General features: G+C 32.7%; 27 protein-coding genes and 1 riboswitch. Of the genes, 5 read left to right on the top strand and 22 right to left on the bottom strand.

Annotated features, from left to right (window positions below; all coding sequences use genetic code 11):
- Positions 1-4: 4 nt before the first annotated feature.
- The 8 genes from JVU85_RS02035 to cmk form a co-directional block, all read right to left on the bottom strand.
- Positions 5-958 (bottom strand): polyprenyl synthetase family protein, encoded by a 954-nt coding sequence (locus JVU85_RS02035; protein WP_204171455.1) that lies wholly within the window; start codon positions 956-958, stop codon positions 5-7.
- Positions 959-983: 25 nt separating this feature from the next.
- Positions 984-1,685 (bottom strand): demethylmenaquinone methyltransferase, encoded by a 702-nt coding sequence (locus JVU85_RS02030; RefSeq protein WP_204171454.1) that lies wholly within the window; start codon positions 1,683-1,685, stop codon positions 984-986.
- A complete protein-coding gene (locus tag JVU85_RS02025) occupies positions 1,682-2,260 on the bottom strand; it encodes a heptaprenyl diphosphate synthase component 1 (RefSeq protein WP_021458769.1) in 579 nt (192 codons plus the stop codon). Before JVU85_RS02025 ends, JVU85_RS02030 begins: the two co-directional genes overlap by 4 nt.
- Before the next feature lie 293 nt (positions 2,261-2,553).
- Positions 2,554-2,826 (bottom strand): HU family DNA-binding protein, encoded by a 273-nt coding sequence (locus tag JVU85_RS02020; protein ID WP_002483248.1) that lies wholly within the window; start codon positions 2,824-2,826, stop codon positions 2,554-2,556.
- Between the two features lie 169 nt (positions 2,827-2,995).
- Positions 2,996-3,994: an NAD(P)H-dependent glycerol-3-phosphate dehydrogenase gene (locus JVU85_RS02015; RefSeq protein ID WP_002511186.1), complete on the bottom strand. Its 999-nt coding sequence runs from the start codon at positions 3,992-3,994 to the stop codon at positions 2,996-2,998.
- A 17-nt stretch (positions 3,995-4,011) separates the two neighbouring features.
- Positions 4,012-5,322: a ribosome biogenesis GTPase Der gene (der, locus tag JVU85_RS02010; protein ID WP_002511187.1), complete on the bottom strand. Its 1,311-nt coding sequence runs from the start codon at positions 5,320-5,322 to the stop codon at positions 4,012-4,014.
- Between the two features lie 267 nt (positions 5,323-5,589).
- Positions 5,590-6,771 (bottom strand): 30S ribosomal protein S1, encoded by a 1,182-nt coding sequence (gene rpsA / locus JVU85_RS02005; protein WP_204171453.1) that lies wholly within the window; start codon positions 6,769-6,771, stop codon positions 5,590-5,592.
- Positions 6,772-7,074: 303 nt separating this feature from the next.
- Positions 7,075-7,734, bottom strand: coding sequence for a (d)CMP kinase (gene cmk / locus JVU85_RS02000; RefSeq protein WP_002511189.1), 660 nt, complete (start codon positions 7,732-7,734; stop codon positions 7,075-7,077).
- A gap of 79 nt (positions 7,735-7,813) precedes the next feature.
- Here cmk and JVU85_RS01995 point away from each other — a divergent pair, with 79 nt between their 5' ends.
- Positions 7,814-8,788 (top strand): asparaginase, encoded by a 975-nt coding sequence (locus JVU85_RS01995; protein ID WP_204171452.1) that lies wholly within the window; start codon positions 7,814-7,816, stop codon positions 8,786-8,788.
- Positions 8,789-8,830: 42 nt separating this feature from the next.
- On the opposite strand, the gene ypdA is transcribed toward JVU85_RS01995, so the two are convergent.
- From ypdA to JVU85_RS01975, 4 genes are all read right to left on the bottom strand, one after another.
- Entirely contained in the window at positions 8,831-9,817 is a 987-nt protein-coding gene (gene ypdA / locus JVU85_RS01990) for a bacillithiol disulfide reductase YpdA (RefSeq protein WP_204171451.1), read from the bottom strand.
- Positions 9,818-9,978: 161 nt separating this feature from the next.
- On the bottom strand, positions 9,979-11,577 hold the full coding sequence (locus JVU85_RS01985) for a LysM peptidoglycan-binding domain-containing protein (RefSeq protein WP_239441158.1): 1,599 nt from the start codon (positions 11,575-11,577) through the stop codon (positions 9,979-9,981).
- A gap of 140 nt (positions 11,578-11,717) precedes the next feature.
- On the bottom strand, positions 11,718-13,097 hold the full coding sequence (locus JVU85_RS01980) for a RecQ family ATP-dependent DNA helicase (protein WP_204171449.1): 1,380 nt from the start codon (positions 13,095-13,097) through the stop codon (positions 11,718-11,720).
- Positions 13,087-14,046, bottom strand: coding sequence for a helix-turn-helix domain-containing protein (locus tag JVU85_RS01975; RefSeq protein ID WP_204171448.1), 960 nt, complete (start codon positions 14,044-14,046; stop codon positions 13,087-13,089). Before JVU85_RS01975 ends, JVU85_RS01980 begins: the two co-directional genes overlap by 11 nt.
- Positions 14,047-14,156: 110 nt before the next feature.
- Here JVU85_RS01975 and JVU85_RS01970 point away from each other — a divergent pair, with 110 nt between their 5' ends.
- Positions 14,157-14,405, top strand: coding sequence for a ferredoxin (locus tag JVU85_RS01970; protein WP_021458763.1), 249 nt, complete (start codon positions 14,157-14,159; stop codon positions 14,403-14,405).
- Positions 14,406-14,796: 391 nt separating this feature from the next.
- On the opposite strand, the gene JVU85_RS01965 is transcribed toward JVU85_RS01970, so the two are convergent.
- The 6 genes from JVU85_RS01965 to JVU85_RS01940 all read right to left on the bottom strand — a co-directional run bounded on the left by JVU85_RS01965 (position 14,797) and on the right by JVU85_RS01940 (position 20,218).
- Complete coding sequence (locus tag JVU85_RS01965; RefSeq protein ID WP_002511196.1) at positions 14,797-15,342, bottom strand: ECF transporter S component; 546 nt, start codon at positions 15,340-15,342, stop codon at positions 14,797-14,799.
- 70 nt (positions 15,343-15,412) lie between these two features.
- Positions 15,413-15,549, bottom strand: a riboswitch (FMN riboswitch).
- A gap of 78 nt (positions 15,550-15,627) precedes the next feature.
- On the bottom strand, positions 15,628-17,376 hold the full coding sequence (locus JVU85_RS01960; protein WP_103387881.1) for an ATP-binding protein: 1,749 nt from the start codon (positions 17,374-17,376) through the stop codon (positions 15,628-15,630).
- Complete coding sequence (locus tag JVU85_RS01955) at positions 17,360-18,085, bottom strand: response regulator (protein ID WP_021458761.1); 726 nt, start codon at positions 18,083-18,085, stop codon at positions 17,360-17,362. The genes JVU85_RS01960 and JVU85_RS01955 overlap by 17 nt, the downstream gene beginning before the upstream one ends.
- Before the next feature lie 139 nt (positions 18,086-18,224).
- Positions 18,225-18,959, bottom strand: coding sequence for a pseudouridine synthase (locus JVU85_RS01950; RefSeq protein ID WP_002511200.1), 735 nt, complete (start codon positions 18,957-18,959; stop codon positions 18,225-18,227).
- The gene (scpB, locus tag JVU85_RS01945; RefSeq protein WP_021458759.1) at positions 18,952-19,500 is read right to left on the bottom strand and encodes an SMC-Scp complex subunit ScpB; all 549 of its coding nucleotides are present in this window, start codon (positions 19,498-19,500) and stop codon (positions 18,952-18,954) included. The genes JVU85_RS01950 and scpB overlap by 8 nt, the downstream gene beginning before the upstream one ends.
- The gene (locus JVU85_RS01940) at positions 19,484-20,218 is read right to left on the bottom strand and encodes a segregation and condensation protein A (protein ID WP_204171446.1); all 735 of its coding nucleotides are present in this window, start codon (positions 20,216-20,218) and stop codon (positions 19,484-19,486) included. The genes scpB and JVU85_RS01940 overlap by 17 nt, the downstream gene beginning before the upstream one ends.
- A 92-nt stretch (positions 20,219-20,310) precedes the next feature.
- Between JVU85_RS01940 and JVU85_RS01935 the strand changes: the two genes are divergently transcribed.
- The gene (locus JVU85_RS01935; RefSeq protein ID WP_002511203.1) at positions 20,311-20,820 is read left to right on the top strand and encodes a DUF309 domain-containing protein; all 510 of its coding nucleotides are present in this window, start codon (positions 20,311-20,313) and stop codon (positions 20,818-20,820) included.
- Between the two features lie 43 nt (positions 20,821-20,863).
- Here JVU85_RS01935 and xerD read toward each other — a convergent pair whose 3' ends face one another.
- The 3 genes from xerD to JVU85_RS01920 all read right to left on the bottom strand — a co-directional run bounded on the left by xerD (position 20,864) and on the right by JVU85_RS01920 (position 22,875).
- Positions 20,864-21,751 carry a site-specific tyrosine recombinase XerD gene (gene xerD / locus JVU85_RS01930; protein ID WP_204171445.1) on the bottom strand — a complete coding sequence of 296 codons (888 nt, stop codon included), beginning with the start codon at positions 21,749-21,751 and terminating at the stop codon, positions 20,864-20,866.
- Between the two features lie 31 nt (positions 21,752-21,782).
- A complete protein-coding gene (gene fur, locus JVU85_RS01925; RefSeq protein ID WP_002511205.1) occupies positions 21,783-22,229 on the bottom strand; it encodes a ferric iron uptake transcriptional regulator in 447 nt (148 codons plus the stop codon).
- Positions 22,230-22,332: 103 nt separating this feature from the next.
- Positions 22,333-22,875, bottom strand: coding sequence for an NUDIX hydrolase (locus JVU85_RS01920; protein ID WP_002511206.1), 543 nt, complete (start codon positions 22,873-22,875; stop codon positions 22,333-22,335).
- Between the two features lie 182 nt (positions 22,876-23,057).
- Between JVU85_RS01920 and JVU85_RS01915 the strand changes: the two genes are divergently transcribed.
- A complete protein-coding gene (locus JVU85_RS01915) occupies positions 23,058-23,972 on the top strand; it encodes an aldo/keto reductase (RefSeq protein WP_204171444.1) in 915 nt (304 codons plus the stop codon).
- An 89-nt stretch (positions 23,973-24,061) separates the two neighbouring features.
- Here the strand turns inward: JVU85_RS01915 and JVU85_RS01910 are convergent, their stop codons facing one another.
- Complete coding sequence (locus tag JVU85_RS01910; RefSeq protein ID WP_002511208.1) at positions 24,062-24,820, bottom strand: SDR family NAD(P)-dependent oxidoreductase; 759 nt, start codon at positions 24,818-24,820, stop codon at positions 24,062-24,064.
- 138 nt (positions 24,821-24,958) lie between these two features.
- On the opposite strand from JVU85_RS01910, the gene proC reads away from it, so the two are divergent.
- Positions 24,959-25,777: a pyrroline-5-carboxylate reductase gene (gene proC, locus JVU85_RS01905; RefSeq protein ID WP_002511209.1), complete on the top strand. Its 819-nt coding sequence runs from the start codon at positions 24,959-24,961 to the stop codon at positions 25,775-25,777.
- Positions 25,778-25,794 lie beyond the last annotated feature (17 nt).

The following is a 25,794-nucleotide window of genomic DNA, read 5'->3' as shown; positions in this document are numbered from 1 at the left end:
TAACTTACATACTTCTTTTACTCATTTTTTGTATCAATTTTTTAAATAAACTTTTAGCTTCTTTATTTTGTAAGGACTCAATAAGTGTTAGTGCTTTATTTAAATATTGATCACTAATGTTTTGAGCCACTTTAATACTGTCAGAGTGTCTTATAATTGAGACACATTCGTCAAAAGCTATTCTTGGACTATCACTATGTAACGCTTCAATTTTTGCTTTAAACATTGGGTTACTGCGCATCTCAAGTAAAACTGGTAATGTGAGATGGCCATTCATCAAATCACTACCTACTGGTTTTCCTAATTGTTTTTCTGTACTAGTAAAATCTAATATGTCGTCTACAATTTGGAAACTCATACCAATATAATGGCCAATCATCTTTAATTTACGCACAGTTTCTTCGTCTGCTCCAGAAGAAATGGCACCGACTTCAGTTGATAATTGAATCAAAAGAGCTGTTTTTCTATTGATACGGCGTAAATAGTTAGTTATGGATTGTTGAGCATTAAATTGATCTCGAAATTGAAAGAGTTCCCCTTTACAAACATCTATAATCGCATTAGAGATAACAGCGTGTACATGATTATCAGGAATATACGAAATATAATCCAAAGCAAGTGCTAACAAAAAATTCCCGGTTAAAATTGCTGTGTTTTGGTCCCATTTTTTAGAAATTGTAGGTCTGCCGCGTCGTTTATCACTTTTATCAATTACATCATCATGGACTAGTGTTGCCATGTGAATAAGTTCCAACGCTACTGCAACTCTGTAGGTGTACTCAGTTCTATCTTCACCAAACTGGCTACTTAAGATAACAAATGCAGGTCTAACACGTTTACCCCCAGAAGACAATAAATGGAAAGCAGCATTTTCGAGTACTTTGTCTTTACTAGTGATTGCTAGTTGTAATCGTTGTTCAATTTTCTTTATTTCACTGTTTATATTTAACTTTGCCACGCTAATCACCTTTGGTTGTTTCGTATTATTTATAGCCAAGGTGCATTGCAGCAACGCCACCTGTATAGCTACGTACTTTCATATTGCTGAAACCAGCTTGATTAAATAAACGACGTAATTTCTCTTTGTCTGGGAAATTAAATGTAGATTGTTGTAACCATTCGTATTCATCTTTAGATTTTGCAAAAATTTTACCAAAAATTGGCATTACAAATTTGAAATACATTTTATAAAATTGTTTGAACACAGGTAACGTCGGCTGACTTGTTTCTAAACAAACCACCATACCTCCAGGTTTTAGTACTCGATTCAATTCTTTTAATGTAGCCAAATAATCTGGAACGTTTCTTAAGCCAAAGCCAATAGTTACGTAATCAAATGAATTTGTATTAAACGGTAAGTCCATAGCATCTCCATGAATAAGTGTGATATTATCTATATCTTTTGTTTTTTCTTCGCCCACTGCGAGCATATTTTCACTAAAATCGACGCCATAAACTTCACCAGTAGTGCCGACTGCTTTGCTTAAAGCAATTGTCCAATCAGCTGTGCCACAGCAAACATCTAATGCTTTTGCTCCTTTAGTTACAGCCATTTCTTTCATCGTATGTTTACGCCATAAAACATGTTGCTCAAAACTTATGATATTGTTTAAACGATCATACTTATTTGATATATTTTGGAATACTGTATGTACTTGTTCTTTTTTAGCATTGTTTTCAGTCATTTTAAATTACCTCTTTTATGAATATAATTTTGTTTTATATTCTTGAAAAATGTATTTTGTTCCTCTTTCGAATATTGTCTTAAATAGAATGATAAATGTGCATCATCATGATTGAACATTTTTGCTTGAATATCAATCGTATTAACATCAGCAATATAATGTTGAATGGTCACAATAGGAAACAGACATTCAATGGTCAATATAGTTTTTTCTATTTGCTGTTTATCTATTTGGTTATGGTGAATAGAAGATTTCAATTCATTTACTTCAACGATTGCTTGGCTAATTTTTGCTTGATAACTAGGGTTGTTTAGTTCAGCTAAAATCGTGTAAAAATGTGCGCTCAACAAATCACCAATTAATATGGATTGTTTAGAAAGATGATCACCTGGAACGGCATCTAAATGACACATTGCTGTGTCAATAGTGAGGCAAGCTAGTTTCGCTTTTTCAGGTATGTCATATGAATCAAGTACGTCACTTAATGCGCGATTAATATGTATAGGTTGATGTAAAGGTACATCAGCAAGTCTTTGTGTAATTTGTTTTTTTAATATAGTATATGTTGATTCCATGTTCACACCTCACGTTATAATCAATATACATAGTAACATTATATGATAGAAATTAAAATCAAGGATGACTAAAGTATTTAAGAAAACTTTTTATTCTATATGATCAGCCTAACTATTATAACATTAAACAAAAAGTTGGTTGCCCAATATGCACTTTCTAACTTATCAATGTTAACAACTTATATATATTTAGACAAAAATAACGTTTTATTTATTGATTTTATATTATATGTATTAATTTATGTAAAAAGAAAAAGCCCCTTTATTAAAGGGCTTTGATGTAAAGTAAAGAATTATTTTACTGCGTCTTTTAAAGCTTTACCAGCTTTGAATGCTGGAACTTTGCTTGCAGGGATATCAATTTCTTTACCAGTTTGAGGGTTACGTCCTTTACGTGCAGCACGTTCACGTACCTCAAAGTTACCGAATCCAATTAATTGTACTTTTTCACCTTTAGAAAGTGATGATTGAATTGATTCGAATACTGCATCCACAGCTAAACCTGCTTCTTTTTTAGTTAAATCAGCTTGTTCTGCAACAGCGTTGATTAAATCAGTTTTGTTCATTACGAATTCACCTCCCCTAGGGTTAATAATGATATCTTAATATCATTATGCTATGACTTTAACACAACAAATATTGCTACTGCAATGATTTATATACGAAAAAGCTTGAATTAAAGGGATTTTTATTTGAAAAAGTAATCTATTTTCTTAATAGTGTAAAATTACTTCGTTATTCGGCTTTTTTTCCACGCTCCATTAAGTACTTAACACTTTCTTCAACAGGTGTATTTTCAAACAACACATTGTATAAAGCTTCGGTAATAGGCATGTCGACATTATACTTTTTAGATAATTGATAAACAGATTTTGTTGTATAGACACCTTCTACTACCATATTCATTTCATCAAGTGCTGTATCTAAAGATTTACCTTCGCCTAGTTTATAACCTAAAGTATAGTTTCTTGAATGGGTAGATGTACATGTAACTATTAAATCACCAATGCCACCTAAACCTAAAAAAGTCATTGGGTCTGCACCTAATGTTTCGCCTAATCGACTAATTTCTGCGAGACCACGAGTCATAAGAGCTGCTTTGGCATTGTCACCAAAGCCCATACCTGCTATTACGCCACTGGCAACAGCAATGACATTTTTTAAGGCGCCACCGAGTTCTACACCGATTAAATCACTATTTGTATACACACGTAAATAATCATTCATAAATAAATCTTGAATTAATTTACTAATAGTTTCACTATTGGAAGAAGCTGCTACTGTAGTTGGTTGTTTGATGACAACTTCTTCGGCATGGCTAGGTCCAGATAAAACGCCAATGCCATCATTATGTTCTGACGAAATTGTATCTTCTATCATTTCTGAAACACGTTTAAAGGTATTGTTTTCAATCCCTTTAGCAACATGGATAAAAATCTTCTTATTAGTGATTAACGCATCGATTTGTCCTAAAACCTCTCTAATTGCTTTAGTAGGTAGGGCAATTAAATATACGTCTGCAAATGTAACTGCTTGCGTTAGATCGTTAGTTGCTTTTATTTGGTGGTTTAATTCTGCATTTTTTAAATATTTGGTATTTACATGTTGCGAATTTATTTGTTCAATTGTTTCATTATTTTTTCCCCACATTAAGACATCATGTCCATTTTCAGCTAAAACGTTAGCTAATGCAGTACCAAAACTTCCAGTTCCATATACGGTAACTTGTACCATAAGTAAATCCCCCCGATTTAATTTCTTTTTCTAGGTAAGATGTGCACTGGTGTGCCCTCAAAACCAAATGCATCACGAATTTGATTTTCTAAATAACGTTTATACGAAAAATGCATTAATTCTACATCGTTAACAAAAATAATAAAAGTTGGCGGCTCTATAGCTACTTGAGTAGCATAAAATACATTTAATCTACGTCCTTTATCGGTTGGAGTAGGATTCATAGAAATTGCATCTGTAACCACTTCATTAAGTGTTGAACTTTTGACACGTTTTTTATGATTTTCACTTGCTTCTTTGATATATGGGAATAACGTTTTTAATCGTTGGCGTTCTTTTGCAGAGACGAACGCGATTTCGGCATAATCTAAGAATTGAAACTCTTTTCGCACTTCATCTTTAAATTTTTTCATTGTATTCGTTTCTTTATCAACAGTGTCCCACTTATTGACAACGATGACAATGGCTTTTCCTTCTTCGTGCGCATAACCTGCGACACGTTTATCTTGTTCTATAATACCTTGCTCAGCATCTATGACTACGAGTACAACATTTGAGCGTTCTATTGCTTTTAAAGCACGTAAGACAGAATATTTTTCTGTGGATTCATAGACTTTTCCTTTTTTACGCATACCAGCAGTATCTATAAGGACAAAATTTTGATCATCATATGAATATTCTGTATCAACCGCATCACGTGTTGTACCAGCAACATTCGACACAATAACACGATCTTCACCTAAAATTGCATTAACTAAACTAGATTTACCGACATTCGGTCTACCAATTATAGAAAGACGAATTGTATCCTCATCATAAGGATCTTCCACATCTTCTTTAAAATGTGTAACAACAGCATCTAATAAATCGCCTAATCCTAAGCCATGTGAACCAGAAATTGGATAAGGTTCACCAAAACCTAATGCATAAAAGTCATAAATTTCGTTGCGCATTTCCGGATTATCAACTTTGTTGACTGCTAATACTACTGGTTTTTTGGATTTATATAATAATTGTGCGACTATTTCATCACTTTGTGTTAAACCTTCGCGAATATTCACCATGAAAATAATCACATCTGCTTCATCAATCGCAATTTCTGCTTGTGCTCTAATTTGAGTTTGGAATGGAGCATCTCCAATTTCAATACCACCTGTATCAATGATATTGAAGTCATGAGTTAACCATTCTCCTGTAGAATAAATTCTATCACGAGTAACACCTGGAGTATCTTCGACAATAGATACACGTTCACCCACTACTCTATTAAAAATTGTAGATTTACCGACATTCGGTCTACCGACAATTGCTACTATAGGTTTAGTCATTACCTAACTTCCTCTCTATATTAAATCTCTATAATTCTATCATATGGCATCACTAAAGAAAAAGAAATTTTGAAACAACTTTCCTGAAATTAATTCGGCAGTTTTTTATAAATACCCTTTAACGACGTATATACTTACATTACTAATATTAATTGTTTTATCAACAAAGTTAATAAATTCTGAAATTATTATAATTTTGAACATAAAATAAATCTTGCCCTTCTGTCAATCAGGACAAGATTTAAGTTTAATATTTAATTGAAAACTTTAAAATTTGAAGTCTTTTAATTTATCTCCAAATACATCTCCTAATGTAGGATTGTCTTCTTCATCGTCACTTGTATCTAAATATGATTTCGTCGTTTCATCATCACTTTCGACAACATCTTCATTTGGTAATGTTGCTTTGATTGATAAAGAGATACGTTCATTTTCGACATCGACACCAAGGACTTTGACACTCACTATGTCACCAGCTTCTAATACTTCGCCTGGAGTACCGATATGTTTGTGACTTATTTCTGAAATGTGAACTAAGCCTTGCACACCAGCTTTAATTTCCACAAAAGCACCAAAACTAGTTAAGCGTACGACTTTACCTTCAATGATATCACCTTCATTGAATTCGCCACGGATAGATTCAAACGGGCTAGGTAAAGTGTCTTTAATAGATAAGGAAATACGTTCACTATCTTTATCTATAGATTTAATTTTAACTTTAACGTCGTCGCCAATAGCAACTACATCTTCAGGTGTTTTAACATGTTCATGTGCTAATTCAGATACATGCACTAAACCGTCAACACCGCCAATATCAATAAAGGCGCCAAAGTTAGTTAATCGTGCGACTTTACCTTCAATGACATCACCTTCAGTTAGTGATTGGAGAAGTTGATCTTTCTTTTTAGCATTTTCAACTTCTTGTACAGCTTTACGACTAAGAATGACACGATTATTTTTTGGATCTAATTCTTCGACTTTTAATTCTAGAACTTGTCCATCAAAATGAGAGAAATCCTCAATGAAATCAGTTGATATTAATGAAGCAGGAATAAACCCACGTTGTCCAACATCTACTACTAAACCGCCTTTAACTACTTCGGTAACTTTAGCTTCAATAGTTTCATTACTATCTAGTTTTTCTTGTAAATAGTCATAAGATTTCTCTGTTTCTAGTTGTCTTTTAGATAAAATGTAAGCACCTGTTTCGTTTTCGTCGTCTAATTCGACTTTCGTAACATATGCTTCAATTTCATCACCTACGTTTACCGCATCACTTGGATTATCGATATGATGTGTTGATAATTGACTAATTGGGATAATTCCGTTAAATTTACCGCCATTGACATGGACAATCACTTGTTTGTCTTCTAATGATTGAACTTCACCAGTAATTTTATCTCCCTCTTTAATGTCATTAATCATTGATTCATTAAATTCTTCAGTCATCTTGTCTGCCTCCTTATTACACTACATAATTATAACATCTTACAAAGTAACCAAATTGTCAAGAAATACCACAGCAACCCATGTTTTGTATAAAAACTATGTAAAAGTGAAGTTAGAACTCCACAATTTATCAATTATTTTAGTAGTATATAACAAAACGAATTAAACTATTCTTGCAATTTTTGAAACATATAGTTTCTAAGTACCCTATTTTAATTAAATTATAAACGTAGAATAAGAAAATTTTGAAAAAAAAGACGAAATTCTATAAATCAACTATGAAAATTAATTTAATTGACTTATTTATTTAATATTATTGACCATTTCTAAAATTTCGTTAGTTACTGTTTCAATAGATTTACCTGTAGTATCTAAAGTCAGTGCATCGTCTGCTTTTTTTAATGGTGAAATTTCACGATTCATATCATAATGATCTCGCGCTTCAATTTCAGCTTTTAGTTGTTCGATATTTGATTCGATGCCTCTTAGTTCATTATCTTTTTGTCTACGTTCTGCGCGTTCCTCTACAGAAGCAATCATATAAACTTTTAAATCAGCATTTGGTAAAACGACAGTACCGATATCTCGCCCATCCATGACAATACCTTTGTTATTCGCAAGTTCTTGTTGTTTTTTTACGGCAAAAGTTCTTACAGGCTCTTTTGAAGCAACATATGATACATGATTTGTAACATCATTTTCTCGTAAGAAATCAGTTACATCATTGTCATCAAGTATAATGCGTTGGCCTTTGTCTTCATCATACGTTAAAGACAATGTTGTTGATGCAATTAGCTTGGCAAAATCTTCTGGCTTATTTTGTTGTAAATATTTATATGTTATAGCGCGATACATAGCACCTGTATCTACGTAAATCATTGCTAACTTAGCTGCTACTAATTTAGCAATTGTACTTTTACCAGCTGCTGCTGGTCCATCTAATGCAATATTAATTAAATTCATTGTACGAAACCCTTCCTTGTTGTATTATGAATTATATTTTATCATAAATACGTAGTTTATAAATAGGAGGAATGCAGTCATGAAAAATCTTCTTGTCATCCATACAGGCGGTACTATTAGTATGTCGCAAGATGAGTCAAATCAAGTTGTTACCAATGCTAATAATCCAATATCAAATCACGTAGAGGTAATTGAAAAGTATGCAGATGTAACCGAAATAACCCCAATGAATGTACCATCACCACATATGCAAATTCATCATATCCAACAATTGAAACAAATAATTGAAGAAGCACACAGTATACATGAATATGATGGTTATGTAATTACTCACGGCACTGATACATTAGAAGAAACTGCCTATTTGCTAGATTTGTCAATGGATATAACACAACCAGTTGTGATTACTGGAGCAATGCGCTCATCAAATGAAATAGGTTCAGACGGTTTATATAATTTTATTTCCGCTATTCGAGTTGCATCTACAGATGAAGCAGCAAATAATGGTGTTATGGTTGTCTTTAATGATGAGATTCATACTGCAAGAAACGTGACAAAGACACACACATCTAATACTAATACGTTCCAAAGTCCTAACCACGGTCCATTAGGTGTTATTACTAAAAATAGTGTTCAGTTTCATCATCGCCCATATGACCATATGATCTTAAATAATATTAATGCTGAACTCAATATTCCTCTAATCAAAGCTTATATGGGAATGAAAAGTGATGTGTTATCATTTTATAGTAACGAAAATGTTGATGGAATTATCATTGAGGCATTAGGACAAGGTAATTTACCTCCTACATGTTTAGAAGGTTTGCAACAATGTTTAGCTAAAAACATTCCAATTGTATTAGTTTCTCGTTCCTTTAATGGTATAGTCGGCCCCATTTATGCATATGAAGGTGGCGGAGCAACATTAGAACAAAAAGGTGTTATTTTCTCAAATGGTCTAAACGGTCCTAAAGCTAGGTTGAAATTATTAGTTGGCTTAAGTAATAATTTGTCTTATGAACAATTAAAGAAATATTTTGAATCACAATTATAATAAAAAAGCTAGTGTCTATATATTATAAGACACTAGCTTTTTTTAAGATTCTAAAGGTGTTTGCTTTTTAGTTAAAATACTTTGAGTAATTATACCGCCGTGGTATTTACCATTTTCAATAAATATTGTATTTGCATCATTTCCTGCTGCAATCACACCGGCGATAAAACAATTGATTACATTTGTTTCAAATGTTTCTTTGTTATATACGGGAGCAGTACCAAACTCATTAGTATTAATATCGATACCAATAGATTGTAAGAAAGTATAATCGGGATGATATCCAATCATTGCAAAGACGTAATCATTTGGAATTTCATATGTGTGACCATCGTTTTCATATTGAACAGATGTTTCTGTAATTTTGGTTACTTGAGCATTAAATACCATATTGATTTTTTCGTTTCTCACTAATGATTCAAAGTTTGGTAATATCCAAGGTTTAATAGCATTAGGATAATCTTGACCTCGATATAAAACGGTAACGTGTGCGCCCGCTTTTTCTAATTCTAAAGCCGCATCAACCGCAGAGTTTTTCCCACCAATAATAACAACGTTTTGTCCAAAGTAAGGATGAGCTTCTTTAAAGTAGTGATTTACTTTAGGCAATTCTGCACCTTCAACTTCTAACTGGTTATGTTGGCCATAGTAACCTGTTGCGACAGTTAAAAAGCGACACTGATATACATCCTTAGTTGTTGTAATAGTAAAACGATTATTGATTTTTTTAACAGTTAATACTTCTTCAAAAGGATTAATATTAAGTTGATGATGTTTTACTACTTCTCTATAATAAACCAATGCTTGGTTTCTACGTGGTTTACTTTCTTCTACAATAAAAGGAATATCACCAATACTTAATTTATCACTGGATGAGAAAAATGTTTGATGTGTAGGATAATTATAAATAGCTTCTACAACATTACCTTTCTCTATTACTAATGTTTCGATTCCTTTTTTCTTTTGTTCGATTGCGGCACTTAAACCACATGGGCCACCACCGATAATTATGCTTTCTACAGTTTGCATTATTGTCTGCCTCCTTTAACCACTAATATATTATACCAATAGTATAGAAAAATCCAAATAATCGAATTGAAATTGTGTTGCAAGTCGCTGAATTTTTATAAAACTTATATTAAAATTGCACAAAAAAAACCGAGCAATTACTGCTCGGTCTTTCATTTTCATTATTGAGGTATTACTAGACGTTGACCATTATGAATGTCATTGCCTGAGATACCATTAGCTTCTCTAATTTTTTCAACATTTTCTGGTGAGCCTTCACCGTAATATTGAATAGCAATACGATATAAGTTTTGACCATTTACAACATGTGTACGTTGACCTTGTGAATCATTGTTTGTGGCTTGACTACTATCGTCTGTAGAATCGGACGTATTACTGTTTGCTTGATCTGATTGTTGATTATCAGAGCTTTGCTGACTTTGTTGTGATTGACTTTGACTATTTTGATCAGAAGAACTACCAGCATTACTAGCATCGCTAGTATTTTCGCCACTAGTGTTAGCAGTACTTTGACCATCTTGGTCTGATGATTGTGAGTTGCTTGAGTCACTTGAATTGCTTGAGTTGTTAGCTGAATCATTAGCATTAGAATCATCAGATGTTGCGTTATCACCATTATTGTTTTCGTCTGATGATTGTTCGTTGTTTGAATCATTGTCATTTTCACTATCTGAAGCTTTGTCTTTATCTTTGCTATTGTCTTTGTCATCAGCATTTTTATCTTTATCGTCTGATTTATTTGAAGCTTTATTGTCGTTATCGCTATTACCATCATCATTGTTACCAGTTAAAGCCATTCCTGCAAAAATAGCAATAGCTGCTAAAATTAATATCGCGGCAAGTATAGGCAATAATTTACCAAGTAGTCCTTTTTTCTTCTTGCCGTCGTTATCATGTTGACTATTATCACCGGATCCGTTGCCACCATTGCCACCGGAGCCATTGCCTCCATTACCACCAGAATGTGAAGCTTTGGAAGCGGCAGCAGCACCACCCGCAGCACCAGCACCTGCAGCGGCTGCACCGGCTTTCTTACCTTTTCCATCTTTTGATTCATTTTTGTTTGATTCTTGTTGTTTGCTGTTATCTTTATCATGTGATTTCGCACCAGCTACACCAGCAGCTCCCGCACCTGCACCTGCAGCGGCTGCAGCACCAGCTTTCTTACCTTTATGATTTTTAGAATCATTATTGGTGTCATTGTCATCATTTTGCTGCTGATCATCTACCTGCTTGTTCTCTTGATCTTGCTGTTTATCACTATCATCATGTGATTGAGCATCATCGTGTTGTCCTTCTTGATTGTTGTCATGATGTTTTTTGGCAGCGTATGCACCTCCGCCAACAGCAGCAGCACTACCTGCAACAGCGGCCCCTTTTTTCTTGTTGTTACTTGATTCATCTTGTGAATCAGGCTCATTGTTTGAGTCCTGTTGCGCATCACGGTCAGTATCATGTTCATCATGTTGACGTTCTACATCTGAATCGTTGTTGTCTGTTGTAGGATGTTGTTCATCATGATCTTCTTGATTCACAGTGTCTTGTTCTGAATTTGGTTGATTTGTAGCAGTACTACGACTACGTTGTCTACGCTGTGAATTTCTTGGTGGAAATTGCTCGTCAGCCTTATCTGTGACTTTTTCCGTTTCATTGTCTACAGAACCTTTCGCTTTATCTGTATCTAGATGTTCTTTCGGGTCAATAGATTGACGATTTTTTTCGAAATCATCTTTAAAATTATTATTAGACAAACCGCTCATCCTTCCTTTTGCTTTTTTGCATACAAAGCTATACCCTATACAATGGTAGATATGTATAACAATTTAATGAAAATAAAATTATACTTGTTATATGCTTTATTATAGCTTGATTAAAAAAGTGAAGTAAAGCAATTACTCATTTATTTGAACAAACTTTGTAATTTTTCTAAATAATCCATTTTTCGTTTTACTTTTTTTCTATTTAATTGTTTTAGGTCTAATTCTTCACTGTCTATATCGCAACAATAAGTGGGCTTGTTAATAAATGACTCACCAAAAAATTCTAGTAAGTATTTTCTTCGACATTGATCAAGATTTATATAACCAAGCATTCTATAATAGCTTAACTGTTTTCGTCGAAATACTGTGTTAAAGATACGTTTAAGCGTTTGGATTGTATATATTTCATTTAACACTGTTAATATTTCATGCTTATTCATATCAATTAATTCACCAAGTTCAAATAATTGAATATCATTTTCTGATATGGCGTCAGTAAACAACAAGGTTTCTAATAAGAAACTATCGTCTGGTTGATATAAACTAATCGCTTGGCTTAAAGTACCATCTCTACCAGCTCTTCCTATTTCTTGTAAATAGTTTGAGGGGCTCGTTGGTAAATGATAATGAATAATAGTTCTTATGTCTTTTTTATTAATTCCCATACCAAAAGCGCTCGTAGCTACAATAACCGGAATTTCATTGTTAATAAATTGATGTTGAACAGTATGCCTTTCTTGGTAAGACATATCTCCATGATATATTCCAGTTAAAAAGCCATGTTCATATATAGCATGTGCAAGAGTGGCACACATTTTTTTAGAAGATACATAAATAATTGTGGGCCCAGAATTTTCTATAAACGGTAATAGCCATGTTAATTTTTCGTCATCGTTACTAAAATTTTTATGAGACAACATAATATTATTTCGATTCATAGTTGTTTTAATTTGATGGAACTTTGTTTCCAACATATCATTTAAATCATCGATTAAAAAAGGTTGAGCTGTAGCAGTTAACGCTAACAATGTAGCTTGTGGAAAGTATTTTGTTACCTTTCTAATTAATGCATAATGAGGTCGGAAATCATAGCCCCATTCAGATAGACAATGTGCTTCATCTAAGACAATCATGCCGAGATTTATATTTTTTATGAGCTTAATATTAGTACCTTGTAATAAGAATTCGGGACTTAAAAAGATAAAGCGACTAGATGATAACTTGTCGATGTTTTGACGTTTTTCTTTAGCGTCCATCCCAGAATGTACACAACTGACAGATGATTCTCCTTGTGCTTTCATTTGACTCACTTGGTCATCCATTAAGGATATTAAAGGTGAAACGATAAGTGTTGGTTGTCTTTTGATATAAGTTGGCAATTGATAACATAAACTTTTGCCACTTCCTGTTGGTAAAATACCTAATGTAGGTTGATTTTTTAAAACGCTTGTAATGATCTCTTCTTGTCCTTCATTAAAATGATCAAAACCAAACCAAGTTTTTAGTGCCTTATGTAGCATTTAGTTCACCTCTTTGATAACCGACAATCAGTAGTTTAAGTTGGAAATAACTTAAATCAGAAAATCTTGCTTTCATATCTCTCAATCGTTCATTTGAATGCTCAGGATAGTAGTGACTAAAGTCCCCCATCATTTGAGTAGTTACATATGTTTCATAATCAGATAAATAACCTTTGATAAATAATTCAATGAGGTGATCTTCAATTGTATTTATTTTGACGTTTTGCTCTCGTAAAATATCATTTAAAGATTGCTGCGCCAGTATACTGTGCAAAGTTTGTTCAGTTTTATTTAATAAAGATGGACGCAAAACGAGTTGATGAAGTAATGGATATTTTGAATTATTCTCTAATTGGGTAACCATCTCAACTAAATCATTGTATTCTAACTCCATTAAAAGATGTTGTGGGATATTCTCTATTAAACTAACTTGTTGTCGCGTATACATACTTTCATTATAGCCTTGTAAATAATAATGTATGTAAGTTTTACCGTTTGTATCATGAATGGCAGTCAACAATTGTTGTAGTTCGGCTAGAAAATTATCTGTTTCTTGTTGCTTTTTAATAGTATTAAATAGTTTTTTAACCTGTTTTTGAACTTGTAGTTGTTGAGATACTGGTGTGAATTGATAAAATTTGTGTATATCACACGAAATAGTTTGGATAAGTAATTGTAAGGCATTAAAAGTGTTACGCATACTGTCATAGGTATGCTTATTGTTGCACTTTAATGTTAAATTAGTATGATTATCATTAGTTTCCGTTAAAATTCGCTCGAATGACTGATATTTTAAGTTGGGTAAACTATGATAAAATGATAGTAGATGTTGGCTAGAAGCATCAAAAAAGGTTTGATGAGACTTTTTGCCTGTGATAATATTAAATATGCTTTTTTGAGTTTTGTAATCATGTGCTTGCGAATGCACAAAATTTAATATATTATACATGTTTTACTCCTCTTATTTATTAAACAAAAACATTTGAAAAAAATAAATGGGATGATTACAATATTAGGTATGATATTATTGTAGCATTTTTGTCAAAGGAGGCGAAAGAAATGGCTAAATATACGATAGTAGATATGGATACATGTATAGCATGTGGTGCATGTGGCGCCGCTGCCCCTGATATATATGACTACGATGACGAAGGTATAGCATATGTTATACTTGATGACAACCAAGGCACAGCGCAAGTGCCTGAAGAATTATATGAAGATATGGAAGATGCATTGGAAGGTTGTCCAACAGATTCTATTAAAATTGAAGAGGAACCATTTGATGGGGATGCTTTAAAATTTGAATAAGTGCTTGTTGATGACGATTGACAATCACGGTAAGAATTGAGAATGGGACGTAAATCCTTATTCTCAAAATAAGAGGAGGCTGGCACAACATTGATTCGTTCCAGTCTCCTCTTATATTTAAAACCTACGATTTTGATCGTGCATGCTTGCCTAGGGTATGGTTCGAGCCTGTAGTCTCTCACTTATACTATTCCTCCGGGCGTCAGCACATTTCAAAATCACTACCATAAAGTAAAATTTGGTGTTCCTAAATGATAATATATATACGAAAGAAAATAGTACAGCGAGCTAGAAAATTTCATAAAACTAAAATAAACGTCAATTTCTATATCTTCTTAATAGAAATTGACGTTTATTTTTTAGTCAGAAATATTTATATCCCGTGCACTTTTTATGATTCTATCACTTTACTAAGACGACGATATAATAAGATAAAGATAATTGAAATTACAATACCTTTAATAATATTGAATGGTATAACACCAGAAACAATAATAATTTTCAAATTATGCATAATGTCTGTTAAATTCATTATCATGCCATATAGTGGCAACAATACAAAGTAATTGAGTATACTTAAGACTATCGTCATAGCAATTGTGCCACTGATTAATCCAATAATTAAGGATTTAGTATTATGTTTATTTTTAGCTACAAGATAAGCAACCACTAAAAATGATGTTGCTGCAAAAAAGTTTGCCATAGGACCAATTGGATCCCCAATATTAAATAAGAAATTAAGTAAATTTTTAACAAACTCTACAATGATACCTGCTACAGGTCCAAGTGTGAAAGTTGCTAATAGTGCAGGTACATCACTTATATCTAATGTTAAATACGGTGGCAGAAATGGTATAGGAAACTTTAAAAAAGTTAAAATAAACGCTACCGCACTTAACATACTTATAGTGATAAGCTTTTTTTGATTATTACGCATTATTTAGTTTTCTCCTTCCATTCATCTTACTTCGAATAGGAGGAAAAATGCTAAATAAAATGCCTAAATCCTCCATCTTCTCCCATCCAGACTTTACTGTCGGCTCTAGATTTTCACTAGATCAGCCATATTGTCTAAAAACAACAATATGGGTCGCAGGCTTTGATTACTGCCGGTTGGGATTTGCACCCTACCCCGAAGATGAATATACAAATTTTATAGATATATCATAGCTTATTACTCGGTTAAAAACAATACTATTGCTCAAGATAGATTAATAATTAATTATGCTTTAGGTAATTTAATGATAAACGTTGTTCCAACGCCTAGTTCGCTTTTTACTGATATGTTACCACCATGTTCTTCGATAATCATTTTACAAATAAATAAGCCTAAACCAGTACCTTGTTTACCACGCTTTCTAGATGTATCAACTTTATAAAATCGATCGAATACTTGGTTTAAATGTTCAGGTGCGATACCTGTACCTGAATCATTGATATATAAGATATCTTCAGTGTCAGTTTCGCCATAATTAATAGTAATAACATCACCTGGTTCAGTGTAACGAGTAGCATTGTCAATTAAGTTTGTCAGTACTTGTTCAATTCGATCTAAATCAAATAACCAATATTGACCACCAGTGTTAGCATTTAAATACATTTCTAATTGCAAATCAATTGCTTGTTGTTTATATTTTTGTTGCATTTTTTCTAATAACTCATCTATAGAATGTAGCTCTTTTTCGACTGTTAAACCTTCTGCATCCATACGTGCAACATTTAACAACTCATTGACTAATCTGTTTAAACGATTAGTTTCATCCAATACAATAGATAATGACTCTTTAATTTCTTCAGGTTCAGTTACGATACCGTCGACTATGGACTCAGTATAACCTTGAAGCAGTGAGATTGGTGTTCGTAATTCGTGTGATACATTAGCGATAAAATCTTTTTTCATTTGATCTAAATTATGCTCATTAGTCATATCACGAATAATAGCAACGATACCACTGCGGCCATCAGGTTGAATTTGTTCAATATAACTCATTATTATAACAAAATAACGGGTGTTAATTTCATATTCTTCAAATTGTGTCGTTTTATTTCTTAATGTTCGCTCATTTTGTTGATCTAGTTTTTCTGAGCTGTATTCATCCATAGAGTGAATAATATCTCGAGCCATTTCATTAGACAGAATAACTTCTCGTTTATCATTAAAACCTAAAACACCCTCAACCATAGAGTTAATGAGACTATCTCTAATATTTTTGGAAGATGATAAGGCCTCGATATGTTGTCGAATTTCAGAACTCATTGTGTTGAATGCGCGTGATAGCTCGCCTATTTCATCTTTGGAATTTACTGGAGGCGTTTGGGTATACTCGCCTTGTGATACTTTAAGTGCTTGTGTTTGTAACTGTCTTAATGGCTCAGTGATTCTTGAAGATAAAAAGAACGCAAAGACAGTAGTAATAGCAAGAAAAATAACAGCAATAATAAGAATAATGACAGTAATAGCATTATTTGTTTCTTCTATACTTTTTAAGTCTTGATAGATGAATACACCGCTATATTTACTGTCCGACTGGCCATTAATATGCTGAGTTGGATAGCCAATAAGCACATAAGTACGTTGTTTTCCATTAACGGTAATATTAATATGTTCAGATTTTTGTTTACCGTCATCAAATACTTGTTGATAGTCTTTGTCTGTTTGTATAATTTCATACATTTGTTTTTTGATTTGATTTTTATTGGATTGTGCTTTGTCTTTATCAGGCATAATAATTAAGCCCACTGGTCCTTCAATTAACTTGCGACTATGTTCAATAGCAATGTCTTTATTATCGGAATCTGCGACAAGTTGGCTAATTTGTTTAGCGTCCTCAAGTAAAGAGTTTTCAGTTTCTTGTGTGAAGTATGATTGAATAAAAGTGATGAGAGCGGCACTTAATAAAATTAAAACTGTCGTTACTATAAAGATAATAGTTAACCACAGTTTTATGACAACATTATTCAGTCGATTCATTGTCTGTTTGTACCTCAAATTTATAGCCTACACCCCACACAGTTTGAATCATATGAGCCGCATCGTTAGAGACACGATTCAATTTCTCTCTAAGACGTTTGACATGAGTATCTACAGTTCGTAAATCTCCATAAAATTCATAATGCCAAACTTCTTTTAATAGTTGTTCACGATCAAAAACTTTATTTGGAGTTTTAGCGAGAAAGATTAATAATTCATACTCTTTAGGTGTTAAATTCACTTCTTTGTCATCAGCTAAAACACGATGTGCATCATTATCTATCACCAGATGATCAAATTCAATCAAATCCTTAGCATGTGGTTCACTTTGTTCTGTGTGTGCTACTTGAGTACGTCTCAGCAATGCTTTGACACGTAATACAACTTCGCGAGGTGAAAATGGTTTAACAATGTAATCATCTGCACCAGATTCAAAGCCTTCAACACGATTAGTTTCTTCGCCTTTAGCAGTAAGCATTATAATAGGTGTTTCCTTATATTCTCTTAGTCGAGAAGCGACAGTTATACCATCCATTTCTGGCAACATTAAATCTAATAAGATACAAGCATAGTCATGGTGAATAGCCATTTCCAATGCTTCTTTACCATCTTTCGCTTCATGAATTTCAAAAGATTCTCTTTCTAAGTATAATTTTAATAATCTTCTGATTCTATCCTCATCATCTACGACGAGTATTTCGTTTGGCATGTTTAATACCTCCCACACATGATTACTTTATAATTTAATTGTATTATATCACAGTAATTAACGAAAAACTTCACAAACAGAACAAGTTTGTGAAGTTTTTCTCAAAGATTTTGCTAATGTCATAGATTAGTCACATTAATTAGCCGTTTTCTGCCATGTGACGTATAGTTTTAACTTCATGAGGTGTCATGACACGACCTTCACCTGCATTTAAGCCTTTCAAATTGAGCGGTCCAAATTCAATTCTTTGTAGTTTGCTTATTGTATGACCAAAGTGTTCAAACATACGTCTTACTTGGCGATTTCTACCTTCTGCAATAGTAATTTCTACTAATGTTGTATTCTTTTCTTTGTCTTGATTTTTAACTTTAACGATTGCTGGTTGAGTTAAACCATCTTCAAGCATAATACCTTTTTCTAATGCTTTTACCTCTTCACGCATTAAGTAGCCTTTAAGTTTAGCAACATATTTTTTTTGAATTTTGTATCTAGGATGCGTCATCAAATTGGTAAATTCACCATCATTTGTCAGTAATAATAGCCCTGAAGTATCATAGTCTAATCGGCCTACTGGATAAATACGCGTATCAAGTTCTTTGAAATAATCAGTAACAACTGTACGGCCTTTATCATCAGAGACACTTGTTATGACTTGTGATGGTTTATAAAATAAAATATAAAGCTTGTCTTCTTGCTCTAATTTAATACCTTCTACTTCTATGACGTCAGATGGTTTTACTTTCGTTCCTAACTCATCAGTTACTGTTCCATTAACTTTAACCTTGCCTTCAACTATTAATGTTTCTGCTTTACGGCGTGATGTATAACCACTATTTGCAATACGTTTTTGTAATCTTTCGAACTCTTTACTCATTATATTCTCCTTTTTGGTTAACTAAATTACTGAAAAATTCTTCTATTTCTTCGTCTTCTTCATCTGTTGTAGGTAAAGCTTCTAAACTGTCTAAACCAAAGACATTTAAAAATAAATCTGTAGTATAGAGTTGTTGGCTACGTGAATTATCTTCGTCTTTTGCCTCGATGATTCCTCTTGCAATGAGTGTTTTAACTGCACCATCAGAATTAATACCTCTAATCATTTCAATGTCTCCACGTGTAAGGGGTTGGTTGTAAGCTATAATAGACAACACTTCCATAGCAGCTTGTGATAATTTCATATTTGATTTTTGTTCGATTAGTTTTTCAATATAATGCGCAGCAGCTTTTTGTGTTGTTAAGACATATGTCGTCCCAAATTTTTGAATCATCAGACCTTCTGACTCATAATTATTGATTAACGTTGTTAATTGATCTTCTGTAATTTCCAAAATTTCAATTAGTTGTTTAGTCTCTAGGCCTTCATCACCAGCTGTATATAACAGGGCTTCTAAGATGCCTTTATCCGTTAATGCCATAGTTTACTCCCCTTATAATGTGAATATCTTCAAAACTTTTTATTTGTTCTATATTTATAATTCCCGATTTTGACATTTCCAATATTGCTAAAAAGTGTGTAACGACCATTTCTACGGGTTCGGTAAAATTAAATAAGCTAAAAAAATTGAATGACTGTTCTTGTTGCAATCTTGATTGTACTTGCGTTGTTGCTTGTTGAATTGTGAAAGTTTCTTTATGTATGTCTACAGTCTTAGGTGTTTGAAAAGCGATTCTATTTTTTACTTTTTGATATGCAATAATAAGTTCTGTTAAATCAATAGTTTGATTGCTATCCCACGTTTCATTGCGCTCTAAATGAGATAAATCAGTTGGATGTTTTGAAAAATAGCAAGTACGTTCTGCTTTTTTAGAGTTTAACAGTTCTGTATACTCTTTATAATTTTTGTATTCAATCAAACGTCCAACTAAATCTTCACGGGGATCATCTTCTAATTCAATTTCTGTTTCAGTTTGTGGTAATAATAATTTACTTTTAATCATTAATAATTCGGAGGCCATAACGAGATATTCACTTGCAACATTGATTTCTAATTGGTTCATTGCATGAATATATTGCATATATTGCTCTGTTAAAGACTTCATAGGAATATCATAAATATCTATTTCAAATTTTTGGATAAGATGTAATAACAAATCTAAAGGTCCGTTAAAAGCATCTAATTTCACTTCATACATTTTTATCTACCTCATATTGCAAGTTATGTGCGTAATTCACTAAAATATTATACCATGTTTACGAAGAAGATTAAATTTTGGAGCGATATAAAATGAAAGAAGCATTGAAATTATTTTATTTTCAATTTCATACTGAACAACATTATTTTTTATGTCATGATATTTTAGAAGAAGCGTGGAAAGAAAATCCCCATTTTAATAAAAATGATGCAATTGTAAGTTTAATATTATTTTCTACAGGTTGTTACCATTATCGTAGAGGCAATTTAATAGGAGCAAAACGATCATTTATAAAAGCATTGTCCGTAATAAATTCAGTTAACATTAAACCAGATTTAGGCTTAGATATAACTACCTATAAATCATTAGTTCAAAATATGATAGATAACGTGAGTCAAGAGCAGCCTTTTGCACCTGTCCATTTACCTCTTAACACTGCGTTTGAGCAACAGATAATCCAACAATTTCCTAATTATATAGTGACACCGTATGTAATTGATGACGACTATATTGTTCATCATCATATAAAACGTGATCGTTCAGAAGTAATTGCTGCTAGAAAGCAAGCTTTGCAACAACGAAAATTTCACGGTTACAATTAAAAATCCACAAGCGCTGTTTTCAGTGCTTGTGGATTTTTAATTGTTATGCTCTTGGATGAAATTCATTATACATTTTACGAATTTGTGATTTTGACACGTGCGTATATAATTGTGTGGTTGATATATCCGAGTGACCTAACATTTCTTGTACGGCACGTAAATCAGCACCATTTTCTAAAAGATGCGTTGCAAATGAATGGCGCATCGTATGAGGAGTTAAGGTTTTATTAATATTAGCTTTGATGCCGTTTTGTTTTATCATTTTCCATATACCTTGGCGTGACAAAGGCTTGCCATGTAAATTTAGAAACAAAGTATTAGTTAAAGTTGTTTTTAACAATTGTGGTCTAACTGTTTCAAGATACGTAGATAAGTAGTCAATTACTGTATCTCCTAAAGGGACAATACGTTCTTTGCCCCCTTTGCCAAACACTTTGACAAATCCCATAATTAAATTAACATTTTCAACCTCTAAATCAATTAATTCTGTAACTCGCATACCAGTAGCATACAATAATTCCAATATCGTTCGATCTCGATAGCCATTATTTTTACTTAAATCTGGAGCATCTAACAATCTTAAAATTTCATCTTCTGCAAGTACGTCAGGTAATTTTCGATCATACTTAGGCGTTTCAATAAGAACTGTAGGGTCTTTTGCGGCGTATTTCTCTCTTAAAGCAAATTGATGAAAGCTACGTACGGTTGAAATAAATCTTGCTAACGATTTTGTTGATGCACCTTCATCATGCAAAAAACCTAAACATTGTTGTAAAGTTTGACGATCTACAAAGTCTATATGTGTAATTTTATGATCTTGTAGATATGTAATGTATTTATTTAGGTCCCTACGGTAAGCGCCTATAGTATTACTACTTAAGCCCTTCTCTAACTGTATGAATTTCAAGTATTCATCTTTGATTGTTTCCATATTCACACCTCAACATTTAAGTGGTTGTGATTTACTTTTCTTTTGATTGGCAAGTTTCACACACACCGTGAAAAGTTAATCGGTGGTCTAAAATTTTAAAGTTAAAATCGTGTTCTACTTTTTCTTCTACTTGTGGCAACAAATCTTCTTCAATTTCTTCAACTTTTCCACATTCCATACAAACTAAATGATGATGAAAATGTTTAGCCCCTTCTTTACGTAAATCAAAACGAGCAACGCCATCGCCAAAATTAATTTTGTCTACTACTTTTAATTCGGCTAATAATTCTAATGTTCTATAAACCGTTGCTAAACCTATTTCAGGTGCTTTATCTTTTACTTTTAAATAGACATCTTCAGCACTTAAGTGATCTTTTTCATTTTCAATTAAAACTCTTAAAGTTGCTTCACGTTGTGGAGTTAATTTGTATGATGACTGTTGTAATTGTTGCTTCACGCGATTTAATCGTTCTTCCACGGAAGCCTCACTCCTCTACTAATAATTATAATCATTTTAATTTACATAATGATTCATATATAAAATACCAATAATTGATAAAATGTGCAAGTTTAAATACTTTTTATTTAGAATGATTATAATTAAGTAATAGGTATTGAATGGCTATAATGGTTTTGGCATCTGTAATTTCGCCGTTTTGTAATTTTGTGGTTGCTTCCTCAATTGATAATTCATGTAATTCTACAAACTCATCATCATCTAAATTCATTTCACCAATTCTCAAGTTATCAGCAAAATAAATTGATATTTTCTCATTTGTAAACCCTGGAGAACCATACATTTCTGTGATTAACTGTAAATCGTCAGCAATATAACCAGTTTCTTCTTCTAATTCGCGTTGTGCTGCCGATGTTCTGTCTTCATTTAGTTCTAGTTTACCTGCTGGTATTTCTAATAAAGTATTTTCTATAGGTTTTCTAAATTGCTTCACTAATATGATTTTATTATTAGGTGTTATAGCACATACTGCAACAGCGCCATTGTGCTTAACAAGTTCACGTTTTGACGTTTGTCCGTTGGGTAAAGCTATATCGTGGACTTCTAAATCTATAATCTTGCCATTATATATCGTAGTTTTGGCAATTGTTTTTTCGTTTAGTTCCATTGTAATCACTGTCCTTTTAATTAGTATAAGTTATTGTTAAGATTAATTTATTGATAATTGAGGTGTAGTATAAACACATGGGCATATTTACATTATGTCATACGTTAATTATTCAGTGTTTTGCAACGACTAAATGGCACCTCTTTATCTTATTTAATTAGTGTATCGAAAGGAGTATTAACATGCAAAAGAACATATTAAAAAGTGGCATAGAATTATCAGAAATTGGTTTAGGTTGTATGAGTCTTGGTACAGCATATGATCATGCTGAAAGTATCATTGAACGTGCAATTGAACATGGTATCACTTATTTTGATACAGCTGATATTTATGATAAAGGTGTGAATGAAGAAATCGTAGGTAAAGCACTTAAAAAATACCAAAATAGAGATGATATTGTTGTAGGTACTAAAGTAGGTAATCATTTACAACAAGATGGTTCGACATTTTGGGATCCATCAAAAAAACACATAAAATCTTCTGTTAAAACGTCGTTACACAGATTAGGCTTAGACGAACTACAACTTTATCAATTGCACGGAGGCACAATTGATGATCCGTTAGATGAAACGATAAGTGCATTTGAGGAATTAAAGCAAGAAGGTATAGTTCAAGCTTATGGTATTTCTTCTATTCGACCAAATGTTATTCGTTATTATTTAGAGCATAGTGACATTGAAACACTCATGTCTCAATTTAATTTAATTGATAACAGACCCGAAGCGCTTGTAGATGAAATACATGCACATAATGTTAAAATTTTAGCACGTGGTCCTGTTTTTAAAGGATTATTAACAGCAAACAGCAATCAAGCGTTGGATAACAAATTTGCTGACGGTATTTTTGACTATAGTTATCAAGAACTTGGAGAAACAATCGCTTCTGTTAAAGAAGTAGAAAATAACCTGACAGCACTAACTTTTAACTATTTACAATCACAAAATGCGTTAGGTTCCATTATTGTAGGTGCAAGTAGCGTTGAGCAATTAGATGAAAATATTGAAAATTATAAAGCTGCTAAAGCCATTGGTGTCGATCAATTAAAAGCAGCACGTGAACGCGTAAAAGATTTAAATTACACACAACACCTACAGTAAAAAGTCATATTTTGAATATCAATCCATTAATATAAAAATATTATTATGGTCACATCGTAAACTATCATTTGTTTAGATGTGACCATTTTTTATTGTTTGTTTTTGAATAATTTAGGTAACAATCGCTCGAACGTACGAGGTGCTAAATTATAAAATTTAAGTAATACATTCATCCAATAAGGTTTATTGATTTCTGTCTTTTTCCAAATGATACCATTAATAATATCTTTTGCTAATGTATCCGCATCAAGCATTATTGATTGATATTTTTGGGCGTATGTTAATGAAGGATCAGCTTTTTGATGAAATGCAGTATCAATCGGACCGGTATTCACAACCATGACATGGTAATTAGGATGCTCGAGACGTAATGCATTGAGTAATTGATTAAAAGCAGCTTTGCTAGCACCATAATGAGCAGCATATGCCTGTGTAATATGACTAGCTTGACTCCCTATACCGACAATTGTAGCTTTTGTAGCTAAATGAGGTTGCAAAACTTTAAATAGTAAGTTGAAATGGACTACATTCAAATTATATGTGTCAGTGATTTCTTGGACATTATGGTCAGATATAGATTTAAAGTAACCCATTCCTGCACTATAAATTAAGCCAGTAATCGTGGTGTTTTGAAAATATTGGTGCAATCCATTAATATCATCCATATTAAGTAAATCACATTCTATAATTTGCAATAAATTGTCTTCGTCTTTACTTTTTAATGCTGTTAATTTTTGTGGCGACCGTACTAATACAGTTACTCTAACTTTTTGTTGTAGCAGTAACTTTAATAAGGATAGCCCTACACCACTCGTAGCACCGGTCAAAACAAAGTGTTGACTACTCATTATAACGCTCCTTTATTTGTAATGATTTAATTATAGGATAAACGACATTGATATGTAAGTATCGACAGAAAATATTAGGAATATTCATTATCTATGTTAGTATAGAAACATCAAAAGATAAGGAAGTGTTGAAACTACATGAAACTAGTATTTTATGGGGCAGGCAATATGGCACATGCTATATTCACCGGCATAGTAAACTCAAATGTTATTGAGTCGAACGACATTTATCTAACGAACAGATCAAATGAAGGTGCACTAAAAGCATATGCAGAAGAATTAGGTGTGAACTATAGTTATGATGACCACGCCCTACTTGCTGATGCCGATTACGTTTTTTTAGGTACAAAACCATATGATTTTGAAAATTTAGCTGAACGCATAAAACCACATATTGCTCAACAAAATAAATTCATCTCAATTATGGCTGGCTTACCGATAAGCTATATCCAAGAATTACTAGATACAAAAAATCCAGTAGCACGAATAATGCCAAATACAAATGCACATGTTGGACATTCGGTGACTGGTATAAGTTTTTCAAACAACTTCGGCCCTTCTTCAAAAGAAGAAGTAGATGAACTAATTAATGCATTTGGCTCTGTTATTGAAGTATCAGAAGATAATTTACACCAAGTAACAGCAATTACAGGAAGCGGCCCAGCATTTTTATATCATGTATTCGAACAATACGTAACTGCAGGTACGCGTTTAGGTTTAGAAAAAGACCAAGTAGAAGAATCAATTAGAAATTTAATTATTGGGACAAGTAAAATGATTGAACGTTCTGAATTGAGCATGGAACAACTGAGAAAAAATATTACTTCTAAAGGCGGTACTACGCAAGCAGGTTTAAATGCCTTATCTGAATATGATATTGAAGGTATTTTTGAAGATTGTCTACGTTCTGCAGTTAATAGAAGTGTAGAATTATCAAATCAAGATGACGAAGTTTAAGGGAGTGGGACAGAAAT

Origin of the sequence: Staphylococcus sp. GDY8P72P (assembly GCF_016890655.1) — a bacterium.
GTDB lineage: Bacteria > Bacillota > Bacilli > Staphylococcales > Staphylococcaceae > Staphylococcus > Staphylococcus arlettae.
Note: the sequence above shows the minus strand (reverse complement) of the source record. Positions and strands in the feature narration are given on the sequence as shown.

Excerpts from the sequence above, each read along its gene's own strand:
- JVU85_RS02030 (WP_204171454.1), bottom strand. The coding sequence starts at position 1,685 with ATGACTGAAAACAATGCTAAAAAAGAACAAGTACATACAGTATTCCAA.
- JVU85_RS02025 (WP_021458769.1), bottom strand. The coding sequence starts at position 2,260 with ATGGAATCAACATATACTATATTAAAAAAACAAATTACACAAAGACTT.
- JVU85_RS02020 (WP_002483248.1), bottom strand. The coding sequence starts at position 2,826 with ATGAACAAAACTGATTTAATCAACGCTGTTGCAGAACAAGCTGATTTA.
- JVU85_RS02015 (WP_002511186.1), bottom strand. The coding sequence starts at position 3,994 with ATGGTACAAGTTACCGTATATGGAACTGGAAGTTTTGGTACTGCATTA.
- der (WP_002511187.1), bottom strand. The coding sequence starts at position 5,322 with ATGACTAAACCTATAGTAGCAATTGTCGGTAGACCGAATGTCGGTAAA.
- rpsA (WP_204171453.1), bottom strand. The coding sequence starts at position 6,771 with ATGACTGAAGAATTTAATGAATCAATGATTAATGACATTAAAGAGGGA.
- cmk (WP_002511189.1), bottom strand. The coding sequence starts at position 7,734 with ATGAATTTAATTAATATTGCATTAGATGGACCAGCAGCAGCTGGTAAA.
- JVU85_RS01995 (WP_204171452.1), top strand. The coding sequence starts at position 7,814 with ATGAAAAATCTTCTTGTCATCCATACAGGCGGTACTATTAGTATGTCG.
- ypdA (WP_204171451.1), bottom strand. The coding sequence starts at position 9,817 with ATGCAAACTGTAGAAAGCATAATTATCGGTGGTGGCCCATGTGGTTTA.
- JVU85_RS01985 (WP_239441158.1), bottom strand. The coding sequence starts at position 11,577 with ATGAGCGGTTTGTCTAATAATAATTTTAAAGATGATTTCGAAAAAAAT.
- JVU85_RS01980 (WP_204171449.1), bottom strand. The coding sequence starts at position 13,097 with ATGCTACATAAGGCACTAAAAACTTGGTTTGGTTTTGATCATTTTAAT.
- JVU85_RS01975 (WP_204171448.1), bottom strand. The coding sequence starts at position 14,046 with ATGTATAATATATTAAATTTTGTGCATTCGCAAGCACATGATTACAAA.
- JVU85_RS01970 (WP_021458763.1), top strand. The coding sequence starts at position 14,157 with ATGGCTAAATATACGATAGTAGATATGGATACATGTATAGCATGTGGT.
- JVU85_RS01965 (WP_002511196.1), bottom strand. The coding sequence starts at position 15,342 with ATGCGTAATAATCAAAAAAAGCTTATCACTATAAGTATGTTAAGTGCG.
- JVU85_RS01960 (WP_103387881.1), bottom strand. The coding sequence starts at position 17,376 with ATGAATCGACTGAATAATGTTGTCATAAAACTGTGGTTAACTATTATC.
- JVU85_RS01955 (WP_021458761.1), bottom strand. The coding sequence starts at position 18,085 with ATGCCAAACGAAATACTCGTCGTAGATGATGAGGATAGAATCAGAAGA.
- JVU85_RS01950 (WP_002511200.1), bottom strand. The coding sequence starts at position 18,959 with ATGAGTAAAGAGTTCGAAAGATTACAAAAACGTATTGCAAATAGTGGT.
- scpB (WP_021458759.1), bottom strand. The coding sequence starts at position 19,500 with ATGGCATTAACGGATAAAGGCATCTTAGAAGCCCTGTTATATACAGCT.
- JVU85_RS01940 (WP_204171446.1), bottom strand. The coding sequence starts at position 20,218 with ATGTATGAAGTGAAATTAGATGCTTTTAACGGACCTTTAGATTTGTTA.
- JVU85_RS01935 (WP_002511203.1), top strand. The coding sequence starts at position 20,311 with ATGAAAGAAGCATTGAAATTATTTTATTTTCAATTTCATACTGAACAA.
- xerD (WP_204171445.1), bottom strand. The coding sequence starts at position 21,751 with ATGGAAACAATCAAAGATGAATACTTGAAATTCATACAGTTAGAGAAG.
- JVU85_RS01920 (WP_002511206.1), bottom strand. The coding sequence starts at position 22,875 with ATGGAACTAAACGAAAAAACAATTGCCAAAACTACGATATATAATGGC.
- JVU85_RS01915 (WP_204171444.1), top strand. The coding sequence starts at position 23,058 with ATGCAAAAGAACATATTAAAAAGTGGCATAGAATTATCAGAAATTGGT.
- JVU85_RS01910 (WP_002511208.1), bottom strand. The coding sequence starts at position 24,820 with ATGAGTAGTCAACACTTTGTTTTGACCGGTGCTACGAGTGGTGTAGGG.
- proC (WP_002511209.1), top strand. The coding sequence starts at position 24,959 with ATGAAACTAGTATTTTATGGGGCAGGCAATATGGCACATGCTATATTC.